The sequence below is a fragment of the Propionigenium maris DSM 9537 genome, assembly GCF_027925155.1.
GTDB classification, from domain to species: Bacteria; Fusobacteriota; Fusobacteriia; order Fusobacteriales; family Fusobacteriaceae; genus Propionigenium; species Propionigenium maris.
Map to the genome: position 1 here is coordinate 26,022 of NZ_BSDY01000015.1, position 18,271 is coordinate 44,292.

Below are 18,271 nucleotides of genomic sequence, written 5' to 3' on the forward strand. Positions count from 1 at the left end.
TCCCCCTATGCAATTCTTATGCTCTCTATACAGTTGATGGCATCTATATATGCCTCTGCACTGGCTCTTACTATATCTGTATGTATCCCTCTACCACTTCCTACACTATCTCCGTGAGCTACCCTTACCCTTACCTCACCCTGGGCATCAGCACCACCGGTTATCCCATGGATGGAATACTCCTTCAGCTCATACTCTCTGCCAAGCAGGGTATTTATACCCTGGTAGATAGCATTTACCGGACCATCTCCTGTTCCGCTGCCGAACTCCTTCCTACCTGAGGATTCCATGACTATATCGGCCTTAATACAGTTTAGTGAGTGTCTTACCACCTCAAAGGTCACAAGTTTAGTTTTTTCCTCTACCTCCTTTATGGATCCCTGAGCCAGATACTCTATGTCTGCATCAAATATCTCCTTCTTCACATCTGTAAGGGCTTTAAACTTTTTGAAAAGTTCGTCGATCTTTTCCCTATTAAAGTCATACCCCATCTCCCTAAGCTTATCTGTAAAGGCATGCTTACCAGAGTGCTTACCGAAAACCATCTTATTTTTACTGTACCCTACACTCTCTGGAGTCATGATCTCATAGGTGGTAGCATTTTCCAGCACCCCGTGCTGGTGGATCCCAGATTCATGGGCAAAGGCATTTCCCCCTACAATAGCTTTATTTGGCTGTACCCCTATACCTGCAAGCTGGCTCACAGTGGCACTGGTTGGAGCTATGTGGGTGGATGCTATATTAGTAGTGGCATTAAGCTCTTTCTCCCTTACCCTCATAAGCATCACGATCTCCTCAAGGGCAGTGTTCCCTGCTCTCTCTCCCAGACCGTTTACGGTGCACTCTACCTGATGAGCACCGGCTTTTATGGCAGCCGCAGCATTGGCTGTGGCAAGTCCTAGGTCGTTGTGGCAGTGAACAGAGATCTCAGCCCTCTCTATGTTGGGGACATTGTTTCTTATATCCCTAATAAGGGTTCCAAACTCATCGGGGTAGGAGTACCCCACTGTATCTGGAATATTAACGACTGTAGCCCCGGCCTCTATGACTCCTTCCAGTACCCTGTAGATGAACTCCCTCCTGCTCCTGCTGGCGTCTTCACATGAAAACTCTATATCCCTGCACTTCCCCTTGGCGTACCTCACCATATCCACAGCCTGCTTATATACCTCATCCTCTGTCATCTTAAGCTTATACTTCATGTGGATATCCGAGGTGGCGATAAAGGTATGGATCCTTGGAAACTTAGCTTCCCTTATGGAGTCCCATGCTCTGTCTATATCCCCTGGAAGGGCCCTGGCAAGGGAGGCCACTGTAGCGGTCTCAACTACCCTGGAGATCTCTCTGATAGCTTCAAAATCTCCCTTTGAAGCTGCTGCAAACCCAGCTTCAATGACGTCTACCCCCATCCTATCCAGCTTTTTGGCTATAAGTGCCTTCTCCTGGGCATTTAGGTTTACTCCCGGTGTCTGCTCCCCGTCTCTCAAGGTTGTGTCAAAAATTTTAATCCTTCTCATAATACTTCCCCCTTAAATATTTGAAATTTTGAATTGATGAAGCTAAAAAAGTATAAAAAAAAGACAGCCATCTAGGCTGTCATTATCTATCTCACTTATGGTCGGTCAAGGTGATCTTGATTAACTAAAAGAATTCCCTGGTTTAGAGGGAATTAAGAGATTCTCTATGAATATCCTAATATGGTTATATACTGCTATGAGATTTGTACGGAATAATCTTGTGAGCAGTATGAGCAGCATAGTAGTTAGAATTTTCATAGTTTCCCTCCTTTCATTTAAATCCTGTTTTTTGTATTGGGATTAATATACTAAAGTATCGATCAGATGTCAACGTTTTTTTTAAAAATAAATCCTCATCCATTCAGGAGAGGAGGAATTTCAAGTGGTGGAGGGTATAAAATAGAGAGGAAGGTTTAATCGAGGTGAAGGTATGAGAGTATCTAAGTTTATAGGAGAGGGAGCCATAATAAAGGTATTGGTCTTTTTGATAGTATATGGATTTATCTTTACTAACAATAAAAACAGGGTTGTGGAGAAGTTCAGGGAGGATAACCTTAGCTATATCAACCTACTGGAGCAGAAGATAGATGTGATGTCTGGCTTCCTTGAGGCCTCCTCGGATCTGTCCCGCCACCTCTATGAGGAGCACTATATGCACGATGAAGACCACCTGTCCCTGGAGGATATAGATGAGGAGCTGAATTTGGGGATAGGCTATATAGATAAAGAGGGGGAAAGGGTTCCTATAACCTCCCTCAGGAGAAGGGATGGAGACCTTCTCCAGGATGAAGCAAGGATAGCCTATACTACCTTAAAGTACAGTAGAAATATAAAGAGGGCCCTTGGTGGCAGTATATGGATCTACTACTATACCCATAGCGATCTTCTCAGTGAATATCCCAAGTACAACCTCTACGATGACTTTCTTGGCTTTCAGAAAAAGGTGGAGGGAAGGAGGGATTACTATAACAGGAGAGGACTTACCCTGGATCTGATCCCTGGAGTGGGGAGGAGTGTCATAGCACACGTCTCCATACCTGTATACTATGGTGAAAAAGCTATGGGAATGCTCTCTGGTAATATAAAGCCCGCCATCTACAGGGAGAAGGGTGTGGAGATGTATATCCTCAATAGTGAAGGTGAGGTGATTTTTACCACCTCCCCTGAGGAGATAGTCAAGGGTGAAGGGGTAATCCCCAGCAGGAAAGCTACTACCCTCAGCAGAAGAGGATGGAACTATATAATGACCTCCAGGCTGAGGGGATATGATGGACTTTTCTACTATACCCTTCCAGTAGTAAGGGTATACTACAGAGCGTTTAAGGACAGCACTATCCTCCTCCTCATTGCTTTCATCCTCTTTCTCAGTCAGAGGAATGTCAATAGGGAAAGGAGGACAGCGAGGGAGAGGGAGATCCTCATAGCACAGTTAGTAGAGATTAGGGGAAACCTGGAAGAGATGTCTGAGCAGGACTATCTGACAAAACTCCTGAACAGAAGGGGATTTTTAAAGAGAGCTGAAGTAGAGTACTCCAGACTAAAGAGACATGGGGGAGTCTACTCCCTTATTATGTGTGATATAGATCTCTTTAAAAGATTCAATGACAGCTATGGTCACGAGTGCGGAGATATGGTACTGAAGGAAGTCAGTGAGATGTTCAGAGGAAGCATCAGGGAGTCGGATCTGGTTGGAAGGTGGGGAGGAGAGGAGTTTATATTTCTTCTCATTGAAAGTGAGGGGTATCCGGCATATCAGAGGGCTGAAGCCCTGAGAAGATCTGTAGAGGAGCATATCTTCAGATACAGAGAGCTGGAGCTTAAGATAACCATAAGCTTTGGAGTCTACCAGGTGAATCCCTATCTTACCCTGGAGGAAAACATAAATGTAGCGGACAGAGCTCTCTACCTGAGTAAGCAGAAGGGGAGAAACAGAGTAGAGATAATAGAGGAGGGAGGCACCTAGGCCACTCCCCTCCTTCTGGAAGATATGTATGAATTATAAGCGATACCGCATGCAATGAGGAGTATTCCTACAATCTCCTTGGGCTGGATAACTACTCCGAAGAAGGTCCTGTCTATAACTATAGCTGCCCCAAGCTGTCCCAGGATTATTAGGGAAGTGGAGTAGGTTGCTGAGAGCTTCTGGAAAGCCAGGTTACAGAGAATAACGATCAGGATTCCCAGAGCTCCTCCAGAATACATCCACATGGAGGCTGAAGACATATGGGAAATGCCCTCGGTAAGAGGCCCGGGCCTGAAGATAAAGTAGAGTAAGAACAGGATAACAGCTGTAAAGTAGTTGTAGAGCACACCATTGTATGTGTCCAGCTTCGCTGACAGGTGGGAGTTCATATGCATCTGAACTACCAGGATGATGCCTGTGAAGAATGCTAAAAATAGGTATAACATAGAGCCTCCTTATAAAATAATGATGATGCTTCCCAGGAAGATGAGGATCACTCCAGGGAGCTTTGCCAGGGAAAATTTATTCTGTACACTGTCCAAAAAACCTATGTGTTCCAGGAGAACAGAGGTGATTATCTGCCCTGCAATTCCCAGGGAAAGAGCAAGGGAGACTCCTACTTTTTGAATAGTGATATTATTAAACAAAACGATGAAGATACCCAGTCCTCCTCCAAAGTAGATCCATAGGGGGATATCCCTGTAGAATCTCACTCTGTTTTTCCTTAAAACAGAAAGGGCCAATAGGATAGTCAGACCTGTGAGGTGGATGATAAAGACTGAATAGGTTTCTCCGATTATTTTAGAGAGGGTGGTATTAACACTTACCATTAGGGCTATTAGAAAACCAGAGATAAGCGGTGTTGTTTTTGTAAGTTTCATAGAATCCTCCTTTCAATATGCTATAATATATCAGATTTAAATTTAAAAGTTTCGGACATTTGTCCGGAGGGTGGTGGGTTATGGAGAGAATAAATGACAGCAAGAGGATAGAAGCCTATATAGAGAAGTTTAATCTCAAGGGGATAATAAAGGATAGGTATCTGGATAAGATAGAGCTCCATAAGTATCGAAGGGGGGATATAATCTACTATATGGAGGATGATTTTGAATACTTCTATTTCCTGGTAGAGGGAAAGGTTCTTGTGCACCTGCAAACCATGGAGGGAAAGGAGATGCACCTGGATTTTGGGGAACCCTTAGATCTCTTTGGGGACCTGGAGTATATAAGCTCATCTGGGATATATAGTAATGTAGAGGCTATAAGGGACAGCTACCTTCTGGCCATGCCCAGGGATATCGTGGAAAAAAACGCCAGGGAAAACTATAAGTTCTATGAGATGATCTCCAAATTTCTTGGAAAGAAGCTTGTGAATACTTCAAAAAAATATACGAGTATGATCCTCTATCCCCTGAAGAACAGGATAGCTACCTACCTCTATGATCTGGCAGGGGAGGACACCACAATAGAGGGCTTCAGACAGGGAGAGGTAGCTCTCTCCTATGGAATCAGCGACAGGCACCTGAGAAGAGTCTTGGGAGAACTGGAGGATGAGGGAGTAATCAGAAGGGAGAGGGGAAGGATAGAGGTGGTAGACAGGGAGCTCTTAAAGAAATACTGTATCAAGTAGAAAGTCTCTAGAGGGCTTTCTTTTTTATTGTTAAGGAAAGTATAGAATTGTCAAAAGTTTTACATAAAATAATTGGTGCTCCAATTGATTACCAGGATGCAACGTCACGTTGATTTTTATACTGAAATAATAAAAATAAGAATTAAGTGGTACAGGAAGGGCTGCTATAGAACAAAAAGGACATGTGTCCTTATCAGGTAGAGGATAGGGTGTTAAAATTATCGGGAGTATAGTCACTAGATAGAATTTTGATTTTTTAATTTAACTGATAGAATGATACAAGATAGTGATGGGCAGATTTTTAGAGAATAGTCTATAAAAATCAAATAATTAATTTTATCGCTTTAATGGGGTGGGGTTCAACTACTGGAATTCGACTACGGAGGGGTACTATGAAAAAATTAATTACTTTTTCAGGGATACTATTACTGGCTGCTATTGCTATGAACACAGGAAATACAGAGGTAAGGGAGAACACCGATACAGCAATAACAGCTGAGGGGGAAGAGAGTAATACACTGGACGAGCTTTTGAGCCATCCAGAGGTACTGAAGGCAGCAGCAGATAATACACTAAAGAAGCAGCTGCAAAAAAAAATAAGGGAGGTCTCAACTATAAAGGATAACTATACCCATATTGAGACGATGAAGTCAACTAAGGATGGGATAATAGTTGGATACGATTACAATATAAGTAAGTATGGTATAAGTGAGAGGGCGGCTTCCCGTATACTGGAGAAGATAGTAATGGATGAGAGGGAGAAGCTGGAGAACTACGAGTGGTTTAACAGGCTGGACACAGTGAGACAGGAAGCTGTTATAAACCTGGCTTTTAACCTGGGAGTTCCCGGACTTTTAAGGTTTAAGGGGACCATCGGATACCTAGACAGGGGAGAGTATGACAGAGCTGCAAGGGAGCTTCTATATACCTCTAGAGGGAGTAAGACACTCTACTACAGGCAGGTAAAGGGAAGAGCCAAGGAGATAGCAGATCAGCTGAGAACCGGAGTGGCCAAGGAACCATTCTTAGATACTCTCAAGAGGCATGAGGGATTCAGAAAGTATCCCTATAGAGACAGCAGAGGGATATGGACTGTGGGCTATGGTATAAACCTTCAGCACAGGGGATTTGATCAGAAGGAATCTCTCCTTCTTGTGGCAATGGCCTCTATGGAAAACAGTGAGCTTCTAGAGGATTACAATATCTAAACTCTTATTATTGGAATAGGTGTAAAAAAAAGATGGACAGGTTATATGCCTGTCCATTTATTATGCAAAAATTCCCTTAATTCGCTAAAGGTAAAGGTAAACTCAGGGTTTCCGCTGGAGTAGGGAGCTATGGCATAGCTCTGGAAGAGGAAAACAAACTTATTATCCCTGAAGTAGAAGGCAGCGTCATCCAGGTCTACCCTGGCATTGTCAAAGTAGATCTTCTCCTCCCTTCCCAGCTGGGAGTTCTTCAGATTTTCTTCTATCCTTTCCTCTATCCTCTCCACCATATACTTCCTGGCCTCCTCTGGAGACTTGAAGAAGGTATCCAGGGAGTAGTAGGTATACGTGTCCACAGTATAGCCCTTGTATATCTTTATAGGATGTGCCCCACCAGTATAGTAGATGGTCTCGATGAGAAAGGATGCCAGGGGCAGTTTGCTGTTCCCTGGGAAGACATAGGTACTTTTCAGGGTAAAGGGGAGAAGGTTGGAGTTGGGAAACTCCTCTCCAAATTCCAGAGCCGAGGAGATTACCTCCCTCTTTATCTCTGTGAAGTTCCCTTGGATCTCCCTGTTCACAAGCCTCAGGGCATCTGAAAGCTCCCTTGCACTGTTATCCTTATCCACAAACTTGGGGATACGCCCCTCTATACGATACCTGGTATTTTCTTGGTAGACCACCTCTGTATCCATACCAAAGGAGAAGGTAAGGGTGGTGAGCAGAGACCACAATAAAAATAATCTAATCATTTAATCCCCCTATACTTCGTCGTTGTACACTCTTACCAAGGTGGAAACCATCTCAAAGATCAGGATGGAAGCCAGCTTAGAGGTGATGTTGTCCTCATCAAACCTAGGAGATATCTCGGCAATATCTATGGAAGCCACCCTTCCAGACTTCAGTATATTCTTCAAGATTCCAAGACTTACCTTGGGATCTATACCAAAGGGCTGGGGAGCACTTACTCCAGGAGCAAAGGCTGAAGCGAAAACATCGGAACATATGGTGAGGTGGATGGCATCCCTTCCCCTCATAAATCCATGTACCCTATTTAGTACCTCTAAAATCTCACTTTCCTTTATATTATCCCCGGTAATATACTTAACCCCCAGTTTTTCAGCCTGAGTAAAGAGGCTCTTTGTATTTCCATACTCCTGAATTCCCAGCACCATGTAGTGGAAGGCCTCATCGTCGGCTATACACTCATCGGCAATCTGCTTAAACATCGTACCGGAGTTACTTCCCCTATCATATGGACGCATATCAAAGTGAGCATCGAAGTTGATTATTCCAATACTGTCATCTGAAGAGGCAAGGGATCTCTTTATCCCGTGGTAGTTACCATAGGCTACCTCGTGTCCCCCTCCTAAGACCACAGGGAAGAGTCCCGCCCTTCTCACAAGGGCAACCAGCTCTGCCAGGGCTTCCTGGGCATCCTGGAGCTCGGTATTTTTGGTACATACAATATTACCGATATCATATAGCTTTATATTATCATCAAAGTTGAAGGGAAGGTTGCACATCTGTTCCCTGATGGCTCTCGGACCCTTGGAAGCTCCTACCCTTCCCAGGTTAAGCTCTATCCCTGCATCACAGCAAAACCCTATGAAACAGATACCAAATTCATTCTTAGAAAACTGTCTTTCCTCCAGTTCGAAGAGGTTTATCCTCTTTACAACCTGGTGCCATCTATATGAATCCCTGTCCCTGGGGTCATCAATTCTTCCCCTCCAGATATTCTCCTTTTCCATCTTTTCATAAAATCTTTCTAACATAATAGACCCACTCCCATGTTTTTTTCATATATTATCACTTTAAAATAAAAAATACCATAGGATTTAGTGAAATTTATATTATATCCCCCTATTTTACTATAATTATTAGACTATGGGAGATTCTTGTGTTATTCTTAAAATAGATAAGAATTAAGGAGGAGAACACATGAAAAAACTACTTGTAGTATTGCTGATACTCATATCGAGCTTCACCCTTCTAGGGGAGGACCTGAAGATGTCTCCCAAGCTGGATATGGGAATACTTGAAAATGGATTGACCTACTATATCTATCCCAACCATAAACCTGAGGGGAAGGCATCACTGCACCTAGTGGTGGGAGCTGGTTCCCTTCAGGAGGACGACGACCAGCTGGGACTGGCTCACTTTATAGAGCACATGGCATTTAACGGAACTACCAATTTTCCTGAAAATGAACTGGTAAGATACCTCCAGTCTACGGGAATGAAGTTCGGAGCGGACCTCAATGCCCATACTGGTTTTGGGGAAACTGTTTATAAGCTCCAGGTACCTACAGACAGGCCTGAGGAGCTGGAGAAGGCCTTTGAGATCCTCAGGGAGTGGGCTACAGAGATAACCTTCCTTCCCCAGGATGTAGAGGATGAGAAAAATGTAATCTTAGAGGAGTGGAGGCTGAGACAGGGGCTGAGGCAGAGGATATCCGATGCCCAGAGAAAGGCCGTGTTTGGTGAATCCAGGTACGCAGAGAGGTTTCCCATCGGGGATCCCGATATAATCAGAAATGCCACACCAGAACTACTGAAGAGGTATTATGAAAAGTGGTATGTTCCTGAAAATATGGCTGTTATAGCTGTGGGAGACTTTGACAAGGAGGAAGTGGAGAAGTATATAGACAAGTACTTTAACTATAAGGGAAGAAGGGCACCTAAGCATAAGGAGTACAGGCTTGGAAGGGGAGATCACGAGATCTATACCTTCACAGACCACGAGATTACCCAGAGTATGTTTGATATAATCGTGAAGGATGACAGAAGGGCCATAACAAAAAGGAAGGAGTACAGAGATTACCTTGTGCAGATGCTCTTTACCGGTATCCTGGAAAACAGATATGCCTGGGAGGTAAAGGGAGCCGATCCTAAATTCAGAGAGGGCTACTCCTATAACTTCCCCATGGGACCTCACGACAGCATCCACATAGTGGGAGGTCTCCTGAGAGAGGATAATATGGAAGCTGGTATATATGAGCTTCAGAGATACCTGAAAACCATGGCATACTTTGATGTGTCCGATACTGAGCTCAAGGGAGAGAAGGCAAACCTCTACAAGACCTTTGAAGATATGAAGAAGAACAGGGACAGTATGGAGAGTGAGTCCTTTACAGCTGAGCTGAAGAAGCTCCACCTTGAGGGAGAGATATTTGCTGAGATGGACTATCAGTTTGAGGTCTTTACAGAGGTAATAAAGGATATAGGGGCCGAGGATATAAGGGAGTATGCAAGAAAGCTCTATGAGAGCAACAATGTGGGATACTTCCTGACAGCTCCCAAGACCAACGGAAATGGGGAGAGTGTAAAGGTCCCTAGCAAAGAGAGGATAGGGGAGATCATAGAGGAGGTAAAAGCCGAGGAGCCTCTTAAGTATGAGCTAGATCTGGATAACCTGGAGCTTCAGCTTCCAGAGATAGAGGAGGGAAGAATCCTTGAAACTGTGGAGGAGAAGTATAATACGAGGTATATCCTGGAAAACGGCATAGAGGTTATTGTAAAGGATACCCCTTATGACAGGGATAAGATAAGCATAAAGTTCTTTAAGGACGGGGGAAGTTCAACCTTGGATTACGACGGATTCCTTGCATCTGAGTTCACCGATGTGATACCAGCTTCTGGTATAGGAAACCTGGATTCCATAGGAATGGATGTATTTCTAAAGGACAAGAACCTCACAATATCCCCGTATATAAAGGACTACTCCCACGGGATCGATATAAAGACCATAGGTAGGGATTTGGAAACTACCCTTGCCATAAACTACCTTCTCATTACAGATCCTAAGATAGATGACACGATATATAGGAATACTATAGATCAGCAGAGGGAGGAGATCCTGAACAGGGGGAACTCTCCTATCACCCTCTACAGGGACAGGATTAAGGATATAGCTTCTGAGGGACACCCCAGAAGAAAACCTATGACCTTAGAGGAGGTAGAGGCCCTGAGAAAGGACAGGGTACTGGAAGCCTTTAAGGGAATCTATGGAAATATGAGGGGAAGTAAGGTTGTCATAGTGGGAAGCCTGAAGGATCTTCCAATGGAGGAGCTTATTAAAAGGTATATAGCAAGCCTTCCTGGTGAGGATGAGGATATCTCCAGCAGAGACCTGGGAATTGTACTCCCTGAGGGAAGGGTTAGGGATGATCTGGTTAAGGGTGTGGACAAGAAGAGTGCCGTAACCCTTATATACCCATACAGAAGGGACTACGTTTACAGAGACAGGGTACTCTATCTTGCCAGCTCACAGATCCTCAACAATATAATGCTAGAGGATGTAAGGGAGAAGATAGGAGGAGTGTACAGTATAAACAGTCATGCTGTTCTTACCCCTCTTATGAAGAAGGAAAACTACCTTGTCATCAGGTTTACAACTGATCCTGCCAGAAGAGATGAGGTAACTGAAGCGGTGAAGAGGTCTGTAGATAAACTCCTGGAGGGAGATTACCCAGGAAGGATGATCAAAAACACCGTGGAAAACTACAGATTTAACTACGCAGATATGCTCAAGGAAAATGATTTTTGGATGAGCTACCTCTACAGAAGGGAAGCTTATGGAGACGGATTTGAGATCATGACTCCAGAGGAGTATGAAGACCTTATTAAGAGAAGAAATATAGAGAAGTTTGTCGGGGGAGCAATAGACAGAGATAACTATATAGAAGTAAACCTTATTCCTGAGAGAGCGGAATAGAGGAAGAAAAGGGGCAGCCACTATGGCTGCCCCTTAAATTTACGGCTGTATACACGGTAGGACTCGGTGCCTATGGAGTTTATAATAATAATCCCCAGGGTCCTGGAAGCAATCTCCAGGGTCCCGTCAAAGAAGATCTTCTTTAGCCAGTACTTGGGGTTAGCAAGATTTGCCAGCATCCATCCCCTAGAGAGAAGATTCAGGAGTCTATACCTTTCCATCTTGGAGTAGAGAGGGTTGGATTGGACCCTTTTCTTAAAGTCGTTGAGCTCTAAGACCTTGGAGAGCTTGAGCTTCTTAAATATCTCCAGCTTCTTGTCCTCTAAACTCTTAAGAATCCTCTCTGAGATGTGGATATTCAGAAGAAGGGCCTCCTCTAGAGTAAGCTCATAGAGGGGATACCTGGCATCTGGAGAGTATCTCTGAGAGATCTCCCTTATTACCTCTATGGAGTTCTTTTTTATAAGCTTCAGGTTAGCCCCCATTCCAAAGTTTTCCAGTTTCGTAAACTCCCTCCTCTTCTCTCTGATTATATTCTTAACATCTTCTTCTTTTACCCCTTCTACTACCTCCATATGCTGAAGAAGTTCCTTGTTTTGTCTGTGTGCTGTATATATGAGGATGATGGACATACATAGCCCTACAAAGGCGATCCCCGATAAAAATCCTATTAAAAACATGCGGCCTCCCCGATAATTTCTTTCTTTACATACTATCATCCCTATATTTTCCTGTCTATAAAATTAGAGTATAAAAGTTACTGTGGAGAGGTAGATACCTTCAAGAGGAAGAGACAGAGCAGAGAAACTATTGATGCAGCTATGCGTCACGTTGCGTTTTCTGAAGATGAAAAATATACTACAATAGACCTGTAAAAGAGAATTTAAATTCTTTATAAAAGCTTTATAGATTAAAGGCTTATGTAGAATTTTATAAATATCATTAAAATTTAAAAGATTAGGAGGGGGCAGATGAAAGAGATCTTAAAAGAGGTAATAGAGGAGAGAGCTCAGGAACTGAAAGGGATGGCAAAGAAGATCTGGGACAACCCAGAACTGGGATATGAAGAATTTTTTGCCTCAAAACTTCAAAGCGATTATATGGAGAAAAATGGCTTTGCCATAAGGGAGGTTCTCAACCTTCCAACCGCCTTCATAGCTGAGTATGGAGAGGGAGGCCCAGTAGTAGGAGTTTTAGGGGAATATGATGCCCTCCCTGGATTCTCCCAGCTGGAGGGGGTAACCTTTAAAGCTGCTACAGAATCTGAAAATCCCAACGGTCATGGGTGCGGGCATAACCTACTGGGAGTTGCAGGTATTGGAGCATGCCTAGCTATTAAGGAAGCGATAGACAGGGGAATTGTAAGGTGCAGGATAAGGTATTATGGATGTCCTGCAGAGGAGCTTTTAACGGGAAAGGTCAGGATGGAGGAGGAGGGAGTATTTAAAGATCTAGATCTTGCCCTTTCCTATCATCCCTCTGATAAAAATGCAGTCTGGGCTATGAAGACCCCGGCAATGATACGGGCTAACTTTAACTTCGAGGGAACGGAAGCCCATGCAGGCTACAACCCTGAAGACGGAAGAAGTGCCCTGGACGCAGTGGAACTAATGAATATAGGAAGCAACTACCTAAGAGAACATATGTCAAGAACCTCGAGAATACACTACACAATAACAGACGGGGGAAAGGCTCCAAATATAGTTCCAGGAGAGGCTTCATCAAGCTACCATATCAGATCTGAATCAAAGGAGAGTGTAGAGGCTCTCTATGAGAGAGTAGTGAAGGTGGCAAGGGGAGCAGCTATGATGACTGAAACCGAAGTGGAGGTAGATTTCATTGGGGAGATCTATGACTATGAACCCTCCAATGTCTTAAAAGGTGTAGCTAAGGAAAACTTGGAGTTTGCAGGGAAGATCCTACTCACAGATGAGGAAAAAAACTATGCTAGGGAACTGTCAGCCACAATAGATCCTAAGATGAGAGAGAGGGCTAGGAAAGCTATTGGATTAGAGGAAGAGGAGGTCTTTTCTACAAGGAAGATTATGATAGAGGTAGAGCCTGTAGGGGGAGCCACAGATGTAGGGAATGTCTCCTATATAGCCCCTACTATAATAATCTCTACAGCCTGTATGCCCGCAGGTATATCACCCCATAGTTGGCAAGCCACAGCTTCCTTTGGAAGTGAGCTGGGGTTGAAGGGAATGATACACGGATCCAAAGCCATGGCAGGGACTATCTGGGATGTATGCACCGATCGAGAGCTATTGGAGAGGATTATAAAGGACCACAGGGAAAAGGCTCTGAAGCAAGGTTAAGAAGACAAAAGAGAGATAACTATAAAGGGAGCTCTATCAGAGCTCCCTTTAAATTATATGTATATCTGAAATTTCTTCCAATAGAAACTTACTTTTAGTTTGCAGGTGTGAAGTTAACCTCTACTCTTCTGTTCTCTCTTCTAAGCTCAGGAGTTGAGTTATCATTTAGGAAGTTAGTATTACCTCTTCCCTCAGAGATAACTTCGATGTTTTCATTGTTAAGGTTCTCCACGATGATATCCTTAGCTCTGTCAGCTCTCTTCTGAGATAGGGATTTGTTGTATGCTTCTCTACCAACGTTGTCTGTATAACCTGTAACCTCAAGAGTTCCCTTCTCTTCAGCAAGGTCTGCTGCCATCTCCTCAAAGAACTTTACGCTCTCCTCTGAAGGCTCAAATCCATTTGTATCGTAGTTTTCAGGTAGGATGTGATCTCTGTACTTTGAAAGCATCTCCTGTCTCATCTCTGCCTGCTTAGCAGCTTCCATCTCAGCAGCTACTCTCTCCTCTTCAATCTTCTTCTGCTGTGCTTCAAGTCTAGCAGCTTCTTCAGCCTGGTGTCTCTCCTGCTCAAGTCTAGCAGCTTCCTCAGCTTCTCTTGCTATCCTGTCTCTTTTGTTCTCTCCCAGTCTGTAACCAAACTTAACAGAGAGGATTCCTGCCTGGTCTCCAGAGTACATCTTTGAAGAACCTCCAAGATCCATAGACTCATACAGAGCTTCCATTGTGATTCTTCCAAATTCCTTACCGATACCTGCAGCACCGTAGAATCCGTCCTTGGCGTCGGAAGAATCATACATAGCCCATCCAGCTCTACCTACCAGGTAGAATAGGTCCTCTCCTACTCCATACTTACCAGTTAAGTATAGAGGGAATGCATTGGCTTCAGATGATGCCAGGGAGTTATTAGAACCTGAATCTCCCTTAAACTCACTCTTCCATTCTAAACCAAATCCATAGTCAAGGGGCATCTCTGCTGCGTTGAATAGTACCTCGGCTCCTAAGCTGCCTCCCATATCAAAGTCAGCATAGCTGTTCTTTCCCTCTCTCCAAGGCTCAAGCCCTGCCTTAAGCTCAAGTTGTGCACCGTAGATGCTCGCAGTTGTAGCCAGTGCAGCTACCATAATTGCAATTTTCTTCATGTTATCTCTCCTTTCCAAGTAGTTCATAGTTGTTTTTCATAGATGGGATAGAAACCCATATAATTTAAACAAAAGCAATTATACAGTATTTTTTTACTAAATCCAACTGTTTTATTAGGTATAGTAATTCAAACGAGTGTTTTTTTATTTTATATAGGTTCTCTTTAAGATCCCAGTTTCCAGTGGACTAAGTTCATATTTTCCTAAGAGAGAGAGTTCTACAAGATATCTATAGGTTTCCTCTACTCCCCTTTCGATGGAATACTCTATTTTCCCTCCAGCCTGGAGGAGCTTGGAAATATCTCCATGGAGATCCACTGCCCTGAAGGGGAACCAGTCCCTGGCTTTGATCCCATGTACCTCCTCATCTACCCATATTACATTAGATTTTTTTCCTAAGATATTTTCAACTACCCCTATAAACTCCTCGAAGGTAATGGTTTCCCTTCCTGCTATATTGAAGGTCTCATTGTCAAAGGTGCTTTTTTCAAGGGCGGTTATGATATTCCCTGTGAGGTCTCCTATATATCCAAAGTGCACTCTTGTCCTCCTCTTGGGGATGAAGATGGGTTTACTATCCAGGATACGGTTTATGAAGTAGGTCTCCCTGTCCAGGTTATTTCCAGGGCCATAGATGTAGAAGGGCCTGAAGATAGTGTAGGAGGAGTTATACTTTTTACTTACCTTCTTTAAGGTCTCCTCACACCGATACTTATTCAAAGCATACTCTCCCCAAACTGGATTCTTACCTACCCTGTCTCCTTCTTTAAAGGGGGCTTCCTCCTCATCTTGATAGATAGAAGCAGAGCTTATAAAGATATACTTGCCGTACCTTCCCTGTAGAGCTATCAACGATTTTTCCACCTGATGGTCCTCATATGCCGATACATCTATAACTCCGTGAAAGTACCGGTCCTTCAGAAGCTCCTCCAGATCCTGGGAGTTGTTCCTGTCCCCCTTCAGATGGATGGCTCCCGGGGGATTGGGTCTGCTTCCCCTGTTGAAAAGGTATACCTTGTAGCCACCTTCTACCAGTGCTTCTCCAATGCTTCTTCCCACAAACTGATTTCCCCCAAAGATCAAGATCCTCTTCATATGTCCTCCTCTGGATACTTTTCATTTAAACACCTTGGTATTTCAACCTAAAGTAACATAGAGAACCATGGATTTCAAGAAAAAAGGGGCCATAGGCCCCCTAACTAGACAATATTATTAAAGCTCTCTAAGCATTCAGGAATAAGCTCCTTCTTCTCATTTCTAGGAACATAGACACTGAAGATCTCCTTCCTGTCCTCTGAATAGAACTTTATAGAGCAGCTCCTTCTCCCGAACATGATATCATCTACCAGATAGATAGAGTGAATTCTTCCCACACTGAGGTGTCCTCCTATGGAGGAATCCTTGTCGTGGAAGTTAAGGTAGCCGTGACCATAGAATCCCTTAGGGAACTTATCGTTTATCTCTAGTACGAAGCCCTCTGTAACAAGAAGAAGGAATACTCTCTCCCAGCCTCTTAAGGTTTCAAAGAGGTCCTCTATCCTTTCTCTCGGGTATTCCCTTACATTGGGAGCATTCTTCAGTACCTCTGTATATTCAGCTCCAATCTCCTTGGCAATCTGTGCCAGAGAGATCTTCTTATTTTCCTTTTGTAGTGCCTCTATCTCGGTTCTCATTAATTCCTCCTATAGTCCTGCTAAAATCTCTGTAAAGGTATTGCACGCATTGTCGAAATCCTCTTCATTTGGGTGTTTGCTGGCATCCTCCCACCTCTTGAGTCTTTCTGGGTTTGGTGAGTGAGGGTGCTTCTCTGGAAGTTCAGACATCCAGGCGATAAGCTTGGGGTCTATAGCCCCCTGACAGTGGAATCTTCCAACGATCTCATTTCCCTTGTCTGTAAAGAGCTTGTCTATAGCTGTAATACAGTCCTCGGCGTGCTTTGAATCAGGGTAAGCTCCCAGGGTAAAGAAGTATGCAACCCTCTTGCCTTCGATAGTATCGATAAACCTAAGGGCCTTTGTATCAGCAGTTCCCTTGTCGATCCATGTACCAACAACAACAAGGTCGTAGTCATTAACAGCGGTAACATCTGAAATATCCACTATCTCTCCCTGAGGAAATGCCTTTAATACAGCCTCTCCAACCTTTCTTGTGTTTCCTGTTTTACTTGAATATGCAATAAGTGTTTTCATTGTAGCCTCCTTAGCTTTATAGTAATTTTAGATTTTATCTGTGTCCCATTCCTTCAAGTCCCTTCTTGTGTACTACCTCTCCGTCTGCCTCTACATCAAAGGCCAGTCCGAACCCCTTTACAAAGCTCCCCTCTCCAAGGTTTAACTCGACTAAGTGGAAGTCCTCCATTCCTCTAAGAACCTGGTAAATATTTCCATGAAGCTCCTCGAAGATATTCATAATCCCTTCGAATATATCATCTCTCTCCATGAATCTGGCCTTAGCTTTGGCATTTGATCTTACCCTTGCTGCTATATTGCTGGCTTTCCTTTCATCCTCTATAAACTGCAGGGATAGATCGGCATTAGCTCTCAGGTTATGGTAGTGGTCTGCTATCTCACTTATATATATAAAGTGCCTCCCCTCAATATTTGCATAGGGAGCATAGGATGCAAGGAGGCCCTTGGGACCGGTGGTAGCCATCATAACTGAACCACACGATGCTCTGAACTCCTCCATCTCCCTTCTTATATCCTCTAAGTTTATCTCTGCTAACTTTCTCATCTTTCTCTCCTCATATCTGGCTTTAGAAGCCTTTTTTAACCTAGTTTTTCAAATCTAAACGTCTTGTAGAAGTAGAGCTTTATCTTTCTTCCCTCTACCTCTATTGGTGTTGCCCTCCAGTTTTTCAGAGTTTTTACTACTTCCTCTCTGAAACCGAAGTTTGTCACATCGTCATAGAACCTGATATCCTCTACCCTTCCCTTATACCCAATGAGGAACCTTACCTTGATGACCACTTCATGATCTACTCCCATCTTTCTTGCTATGGCTGGATATTCTGGTTCAGGCTGTGCCAGTAATCCATAGGAGAGACCCTTAACTCCCTGGTTTTTAGCAGCCCATGCTCCGTCAGCTAGCTGAATGAAACCCTCTCCCATCTCCTGGGATCCCTTCACTGCCTTTGAGTTGCTATCGCTTTCAGGGGTGGTTTCACCTTCCTCATCTGTTACCTGAGAGTCCTCCGTCGTGTCTGCATCTATAGTTGCATCTGAGACCTCATGGGAAACCTCATCTTCTGTAACCTCTACTTTCTCTGTTTCTGCGGGCTTCTCTACCTTCTCCTCAGGGACCTTCTCAGGAATAACCTCTTCCACAGTTTCCACAGGAACCTCTACCTCCCTTTTAACTTCCTTCTCTACTACCTCAGGCTTTTCCTTCACAGCCTTCCTCTTTTTCTCGAGTTTTGCAGGTTTAGGTTTGCTTTCTGGTGCTGCAGACTTCCCTAGGGAGAGGTCCTCGGCTCTTCCTCCTGCATGGGAACCTTCCCCCACCATACTCATAGTGATGGTGGGATCTCCCACCATCTGAAAATCCAGAGTCTCCCTGGTAAAGGCAATACCAAAGACTAAAAGTAACAGGTGCATAATTGTAGAAAATAAAAAATACCTCATCTAAAACCTCCAAAAGCTAAATGCCTTCATAAGTTTTAAGATAAGGTATTGTAAAATTCTAATCTCTCCTGGATGCAGTTTAGGAGAACTACATCGGAAAGATTTCTCTACTTGGGCTTGGGTAAATTTATATCATATGTCAACTTTGGGTG

At 43.7% G+C, this 18,271-nt stretch carries 17 protein-coding genes; 5 read left to right on the forward strand and 12 right to left on the reverse strand.

Annotated elements, in window-relative coordinates; genetic code table 11:
- Positions 1–5: 5 nt before the first annotated feature.
- Entirely contained in the window at positions 6–1,517 is a 1,512-nt protein-coding gene (locus tag QMG11_RS13950; protein WP_281836783.1) for a 2-isopropylmalate synthase, read from the reverse strand.
- 430 nt (positions 1,518–1,947) lie between these two features.
- Here QMG11_RS13950 and QMG11_RS13955 point away from each other — a divergent pair, with 430 nt between their 5' ends.
- Positions 1,948–3,480 (forward strand): GGDEF domain-containing protein, encoded by a 1,533-nt coding sequence (locus tag QMG11_RS13955; RefSeq protein ID WP_281836784.1) that lies wholly within the window; start codon positions 1,948–1,950, stop codon positions 3,478–3,480.
- Here QMG11_RS13955 and QMG11_RS13960 read toward each other — a convergent pair.
- On the reverse strand, positions 3,477–3,926 hold the full coding sequence (locus tag QMG11_RS13960) for a DMT family transporter (RefSeq protein ID WP_281836785.1): 450 nt from the start codon (positions 3,924–3,926) through the stop codon (positions 3,477–3,479). The two genes, QMG11_RS13955 and QMG11_RS13960, sit on opposite strands and share 4 nt — an antisense overlap.
- Positions 3,927–3,935: 9 nt before the next feature.
- Positions 3,936–4,361, reverse strand: a complete 426-nt coding sequence (locus QMG11_RS13965) for a DMT family transporter (RefSeq protein WP_281836787.1) — start codon at positions 4,359–4,361, stop codon at positions 3,936–3,938.
- An 80-nt stretch (positions 4,362–4,441) separates the two neighbouring features.
- On the opposite strand from QMG11_RS13965, the gene QMG11_RS13970 reads away from it, so the two are divergent.
- Both QMG11_RS13970 and QMG11_RS13975 read left to right on the forward strand, forming a co-directional pair.
- A complete protein-coding gene (locus tag QMG11_RS13970) occupies positions 4,442–5,110 on the forward strand; it encodes a Crp/Fnr family transcriptional regulator (protein ID WP_281836789.1) in 669 nt (222 codons plus the stop codon).
- Between the two features lie 392 nt (positions 5,111–5,502).
- A complete protein-coding gene (locus QMG11_RS13975; protein ID WP_281836791.1) occupies positions 5,503–6,318 on the forward strand; it encodes a glycoside hydrolase family protein in 816 nt (271 codons plus the stop codon).
- A gap of 41 nt (positions 6,319–6,359) precedes the next feature.
- On the opposite strand, the gene QMG11_RS13980 is transcribed toward QMG11_RS13975, so the two are convergent.
- Together QMG11_RS13980 and hutG are read right to left on the reverse strand one after the other, a co-directional pair.
- Complete coding sequence (locus QMG11_RS13980) at positions 6,360–7,070, reverse strand: DUF3298 and DUF4163 domain-containing protein (protein WP_281836792.1); 711 nt, start codon at positions 7,068–7,070, stop codon at positions 6,360–6,362.
- Positions 7,071–7,079: 9 nt separating this feature from the next.
- Positions 7,080–8,096, reverse strand: coding sequence for a formimidoylglutamase (gene hutG / locus QMG11_RS13985; protein ID WP_281836793.1), 1,017 nt, complete (start codon positions 8,094–8,096; stop codon positions 7,080–7,082).
- A gap of 166 nt (positions 8,097–8,262) precedes the next feature.
- Here hutG and QMG11_RS13990 point away from each other — a divergent pair, with 166 nt between their 5' ends.
- A complete protein-coding gene (locus QMG11_RS13990) occupies positions 8,263–11,037 on the forward strand; it encodes a M16 family metallopeptidase (RefSeq protein ID WP_281836794.1) in 2,775 nt (924 codons plus the stop codon).
- A 20-nt stretch (positions 11,038–11,057) separates the two neighbouring features.
- Here the strand turns inward: QMG11_RS13990 and QMG11_RS13995 are convergent, their stop codons facing one another.
- Positions 11,058–11,717, reverse strand: coding sequence for a hypothetical protein (locus QMG11_RS13995; RefSeq protein ID WP_281836795.1), 660 nt, complete (start codon positions 11,715–11,717; stop codon positions 11,058–11,060).
- A 291-nt stretch (positions 11,718–12,008) separates the two neighbouring features.
- Between QMG11_RS13995 and QMG11_RS14000 the strand changes: the two genes are divergently transcribed.
- The gene (locus QMG11_RS14000) at positions 12,009–13,355 is read left to right on the forward strand and encodes an amidohydrolase (protein ID WP_281836797.1); all 1,347 of its coding nucleotides are present in this window, start codon (positions 12,009–12,011) and stop codon (positions 13,353–13,355) included.
- Positions 13,356–13,449: 94 nt separating this feature from the next.
- Here QMG11_RS14000 and QMG11_RS14005 read toward each other — a convergent pair whose 3' ends face one another.
- The 6 genes from QMG11_RS14005 to QMG11_RS14030 all read right to left on the reverse strand — a co-directional run bounded on the left by QMG11_RS14005 (position 13,450) and on the right by QMG11_RS14030 (position 18,119).
- Positions 13,450–14,496: an OmpA family protein gene (locus QMG11_RS14005; RefSeq protein WP_281836799.1), complete on the reverse strand. Its 1,047-nt coding sequence runs from the start codon at positions 14,494–14,496 to the stop codon at positions 13,450–13,452.
- A 144-nt stretch (positions 14,497–14,640) separates the two neighbouring features.
- Entirely contained in the window at positions 14,641–15,591 is a 951-nt protein-coding gene (locus QMG11_RS14010; protein ID WP_281836801.1) for an NAD-dependent epimerase/dehydratase family protein, read from the reverse strand.
- 104 nt (positions 15,592–15,695) lie between these two features.
- Complete coding sequence (gene hutX / locus QMG11_RS14015; protein WP_281836802.1) at positions 15,696–16,169, reverse strand: heme utilization cystosolic carrier protein HutX; 474 nt, start codon at positions 16,167–16,169, stop codon at positions 15,696–15,698.
- 9 nt (positions 16,170–16,178) lie between these two features.
- Entirely contained in the window at positions 16,179–16,685 is a 507-nt protein-coding gene (locus QMG11_RS14020; RefSeq protein WP_281836803.1) for a flavodoxin family protein, read from the reverse strand.
- A 34-nt stretch (positions 16,686–16,719) separates the two neighbouring features.
- Positions 16,720–17,229 carry a pyridoxamine 5'-phosphate oxidase family protein gene (locus tag QMG11_RS14025; protein WP_281836804.1) on the reverse strand — a complete coding sequence of 170 codons (510 nt, stop codon included), beginning with the start codon at positions 17,227–17,229 and terminating at the stop codon, positions 16,720–16,722.
- 35 nt (positions 17,230–17,264) lie between these two features.
- Positions 17,265–18,119, reverse strand: a complete 855-nt coding sequence (locus QMG11_RS14030; protein ID WP_281836806.1) for an energy transducer TonB — start codon at positions 18,117–18,119, stop codon at positions 17,265–17,267.
- Positions 18,120–18,271: the final 152 nt, after the last annotated feature.